The organism is Thioalkalivibrio sp. ALgr3 (genome assembly GCF_000377325.1).
Classification (GTDB): Bacteria; Pseudomonadota; Gammaproteobacteria; order Ectothiorhodospirales; family Ectothiorhodospiraceae; genus Thioalkalivibrio.
The window spans coordinates 1-3,614 of the sequence record NZ_KB898013.1 but is presented as its reverse complement, the minus strand read 5'-3'; the positions used below and the strand labels follow the sequence as shown (position 1 = coordinate 3,614).

The window sequence follows — 3,614 nt, the reverse complement described above, 5'->3', positions numbered from 1 at the left end:
CCCGCCGTCTCCCGAAGGTTCAGCGGCTCCTCGGGCTTCACCCACTCGGTCACCTCGGCCCACTGGCCCTTGAGCCAGTCCACGCTCTCATCAGCCGTTTTGCGGGCCTCTTCAAGAGAGCGGGCCTCGAATCGTGCGGCCCCAACCACCCGACCGAGTTCGACCAGTCGCGCGAGATACGTCATAGGTTCACCTCAGCACTCAGTTCCACAGCAGAGATCCGATCACGACCAGAGACAGCGCGACGTGCATCAACGCCATTGCCGCGAACAGTCCCAAGAGCAACCCGGCCGCCTGCACGCCACGCCACATCACCGGGTCGAATGCGAGCTGGAGTCGGGCTCAATCGGGAGCCGGGAAATGAGGTCCGAAGCGCTAAGCATCGAGGGCGGGATAGGAAGCCCCGTCATGGTCCCTACCACCTTCCTCACCGCGAGATCGACGTAGCGATACCCCCTGGACTCATCGGTGGAGGCATCATCGGCTTCGAGGAAGGGAGCAATGACGGCGCCCAAACCGTATTCGTTCCGTGGGGTGGTCGTGCTCTCGCGCTGGCCCGGATGCTCGTCGGTTTCCTCGACGTGCGCATGGGGGGGCTCCCCAACCTTCTCCCCAGCGGGGTCCAAATCCGCTGCGGCCGGGGTTGCCATCAGGACCAGCGCACAAGCCATCCCGAACGTCCTCCACTTGTCCATTCGTCGTCCTCTCCTTGCCGTGGGGCGCCCGCCTGGCTGGAAAGCGGGTGATTCGGCGCCACCTGTGAAATACTGTTCCAGCCTCTCATTGATACCGTTGAATAACATTGTATTACCTTTGCCCACAGTGAACAACTGCAAGTATTCAAAATGGACTACTTCTTCGCTCTCGCCCTCACGTTTCTCCTGTTCCACCTCAGCATCGCCGCCCACGAGGGCGGGCACGCGGCCTTCGGCTGGATGCGGGGTCACCGGCCCGATGAAGCCGTGATCGGCTGGGGCTTCCCTCTCCAGTTTCAGCTACGCAGCATTCCCGTGAAGATCGGGATGTTCCCGATGGCTGGAGCCGTTGAGTTCCGGGAGCTGTTTGAAGCCGACAACGCCAAAGGCAACCGCCGTCTCGCGCGAGACAAGTTCCTGATCGCTCTCGGCGGCCCCGTGGGTTCGCTGGTGGCAGCACTCGGGTTCTTCGCAGTGGGCGGGATCGACCCCGAGCGCGCATCTGTTTGGGGCGTTTTCGGTGTCATCAACGTGCTGATCGCCGTGATGAACCTGGCCCCCGTGCCCCCGCTCGACGGCTGGCGAATCCTGGAAGCCGGGCTGGAACTGAAGGGGATTCGCGTCTGGAGGGACCGGGAACAGCGCGATCGCGTCTATCGCGCGGGCTTTTTCATCGCTGTTGCCGCCATGATCGTCGCAATCCCGTTCCTCGTCGGAATCCGGGAATCCGTCGCGTAGCTCAGGCGGTTTCCTGACCGGCCGCCGCGCTGGCCTTCTCGAACGCTTCTGCACCGACCGCGCCGACCAGACCGTGTGCCATCAGAGGCAGCTCGTAGCTGTCCTCCGGCGGCTCCGGGGCCTTCGGATTCGGCGTGATCTCGACCGACATCGCTTCCAGCTCGGAAAGACAAACGCCGCGCCCGACCAGCTTCGACATCAGCGCCGGAAGAACACGCTCCGCTTCCGCCGCATTCGCCGCCCACAAGCGGCTGTCCGAGCCCGCGCGCAACACCTTCGCCTGGCCGTCACGGGTCACGAACCGCAGGGCAGCCAGATAGGGCTCCTGGCTCGAACGAGCCTCTTCACGAGCTTTCTGCGCTGCCAGCGCCTCCGCCTTGCGCTCGACCTCGCGCGCCTGCCATTCCTCCAGCGCATCCCGGAAGCGTCCCTCCGGCACTTCTCCGACCGCCTGTATCGCCGCGAACCGCAGGTCCGCCCAGCGGGGATGTTCATGCCAGCGGCTCCCCTCCCGGCCCAGTCCGTCCGTCAGTAGCACCCGGCAGCCCAGCTCCGGGTGGAGCGCCTGCATCACCGTCACCACCTCGCCCGTAAAGCGGTTGGTGACCGCGATCCCCGGCTCCGCGTGCGCGGCCGACCAGAACACGACATTGACGAGATCGCTGTCCGGCGCCGAGGCCGTAACAACGCCGTGATCCTGAAGCGCTCGCTCTACGCTTTCAGGGGTTTCTTCGGGGAAGCGCTCCCCCACTCGCTCACGGGCATGAACGCCCAGGGTGAAAGTCTTTGCCAGTAACATGATGTCGTCTCGCGCACAGCGCGGCTCCTGTATCGGTTGCTATATGTACAATGTAATTCAGAAGAGATACAATATCAACAGGAAGTATCGGAAAACCTCCGGTATTATGCCGACTGAAGACATCCGCCAATCACGAGAAGAATGAGCCATCAGGGAGGGGAGTCGAATGGGTAGCCTTTTTGGAGTGCCAGTCGGAGCAGTCGTCGTTCTCGCATTCAGTGGGGCGCTGCTGCTCTACCTGATCGTGCAGGGGTTCTCGCACCTCTTCCCTGGGGCGGCGAAGTCCGCGGATCAATTTCTTGAGGTGCTGGTAGAGGAAGACGGTCAGCAATGGCAGCACGGACCAATGGGTGAGCAGTGGGAGAAGGAGAACGAGTACAACTTCTACTACCGCAACGACGATCCTCTCGGTTTCATGGAATACGACCCCAACGGCTTCCAGGAACGCATGGATCGAGGAGAGTTTTCATAGCGAGTCAGGGCCTCGGGGTCCAGGCTAGAAGAATCGACCGATGGAATAGCCACTAAGGAGCACCAGATGGAATGGATCAACAGCTTGCCACCTTTGATGGTGTTGGGGCTTGTCGTCTTTGTAGCATTCGCCATTGCGCTCACCGTCTACGCAATTTCTCTATATTTCTTCGACGCATCATGGATTGCTGAAGACGAAGATGATTGGATGGCGATGGCTGAGGATATGGCTGATCGAGAGAATGACTACCAATTCTACCATCGTCCCGATCGCTTCCAGCACAACAGGGAAGATGGCCCTACGATCGAGCACGAAGAGTTCGGATACCTGGGCGACCTTGATAACGACGTCAACAAATGGTAGGCGCGGACAAGGCCGGACGCATTACTCCAGCCGGTTCCAGACTCCAATAGCGATCAGCGAGAGAATCCCAAGAAGAACGAGGGTGCCAACCGGGTATCGTGCAGCGATCCGGAAATCCGTGCGCGACGGCCACCAAGACCAAGCCAGCACCCCGAGTACATACCCCACCCCACCTTGAACCGGCACGCTTTGACCGCTTCCGTAGCCGTACAGAACAATCCCGAGCAGCGGCAGCAGGTACGCCGGGGCCAGCGCCACGAAACCGGCCGTCAGCCACCCCGGAGCAAAACTCACCGACCCGAGCGCCCAATTCCCGCAGTCCATCCGGTGCGGGAACAGGCTCGGGAAACCCGGCCGTGAGCCGGTGACGAACGCGACGAGCCAGTGAGACAGCTCGTGAGCCAGTGTCCCCGGCAGCAGAAAGAGCCAGTTCAAGGGGCGGTACAAGAACCCCCCGAGAGCCAGAAAAGCCGCGAGAGCGGCTGTCAGAAGCATGGGTGCCGTGTCCATCGTGAGGCGGCAAAGGAGAAGGATCGGTGAAGGGGAA

The 3,614-nt window shown here is 61.7% G+C and carries 7 protein-coding genes; 3 read left to right on the top strand and 4 right to left on the bottom strand.

The annotated features are described in order from the left end of the window. Together C998_RS14245 and C998_RS0113660 are read right to left on the bottom strand one after the other, a co-directional pair. The coding region (locus C998_RS14245; RefSeq protein ID WP_038082182.1) for a hypothetical protein at window positions 1-185 on the bottom strand (185 nt) is incomplete at its 3' end. A 126-nt stretch (window positions 186-311) separates the two neighbouring features. Further along, the gene (locus tag C998_RS0113660) at window positions 312-695 is read right to left on the bottom strand and encodes a hypothetical protein (RefSeq protein WP_018871437.1); all 384 of its coding nucleotides are present in this window, start codon (window positions 693-695) and stop codon (window positions 312-314) included. A 150-nt stretch (window positions 696-845) separates the two neighbouring features. Between C998_RS0113660 and C998_RS0113655 the strand changes: the two genes are divergently transcribed. Continuing rightward, window positions 846-1,433, top strand: a complete 588-nt coding sequence (locus C998_RS0113655) for a M50 family metallopeptidase (protein WP_018871436.1) — start codon at window positions 846-848, stop codon at window positions 1,431-1,433. A gap of 1 nt (window position 1,434) precedes the next feature. Here the strand turns inward: C998_RS0113655 and C998_RS0113650 are convergent, their stop codons facing one another. Continuing rightward, window positions 1,435-2,232, bottom strand: a complete 798-nt coding sequence (locus C998_RS0113650) for a hypothetical protein (protein ID WP_018871435.1) — start codon at window positions 2,230-2,232, stop codon at window positions 1,435-1,437. Between the two features lie 166 nt (window positions 2,233-2,398). On the opposite strand from C998_RS0113650, the gene C998_RS0113645 reads away from it, so the two are divergent. Further along, the gene (locus C998_RS0113645) at window positions 2,399-2,704 is read left to right on the top strand and encodes a hypothetical protein (protein ID WP_018871434.1); all 306 of its coding nucleotides are present in this window, start codon (window positions 2,399-2,401) and stop codon (window positions 2,702-2,704) included. 66 nt (window positions 2,705-2,770) lie between these two features. Beyond that, window positions 2,771-3,067 carry a hypothetical protein gene (locus tag C998_RS0113640; protein ID WP_018871433.1) on the top strand — a complete coding sequence of 99 codons (297 nt, stop codon included), beginning with the start codon at window positions 2,771-2,773 and terminating at the stop codon, window positions 3,065-3,067. 21 nt (window positions 3,068-3,088) lie between these two features. On the opposite strand, the gene C998_RS14385 is transcribed toward C998_RS0113640, so the two are convergent. Beyond that, window positions 3,089-3,614: hypothetical protein (locus C998_RS14385; protein WP_018871432.1), on the bottom strand; the 526-nt coding region annotated here is incomplete at its 5' end.

What these genes read in the sequence shown, in the direction of transcription:
- C998_RS0113650 (WP_018871435.1), bottom strand. Translation starts at nt 2,232, where the DNA reads ATGTTACTGGCAAAGACTTTCACCCTGGGCGTTCATGCCCGTGAGCGA.
- C998_RS0113645 (WP_018871434.1), top strand. Translation starts at nt 2,399, where the DNA reads ATGGGTAGCCTTTTTGGAGTGCCAGTCGGAGCAGTCGTCGTTCTCGCA.
- C998_RS0113655 (WP_018871436.1), top strand. Translation starts at nt 846, where the DNA reads ATGGACTACTTCTTCGCTCTCGCCCTCACGTTTCTCCTGTTCCACCTC.
- C998_RS0113660 (WP_018871437.1), bottom strand. Translation starts at nt 695, where the DNA reads ATGGACAAGTGGAGGACGTTCGGGATGGCTTGTGCGCTGGTCCTGATG.
- C998_RS0113640 (WP_018871433.1), top strand. Translation starts at nt 2,771, where the DNA reads ATGGAATGGATCAACAGCTTGCCACCTTTGATGGTGTTGGGGCTTGTC.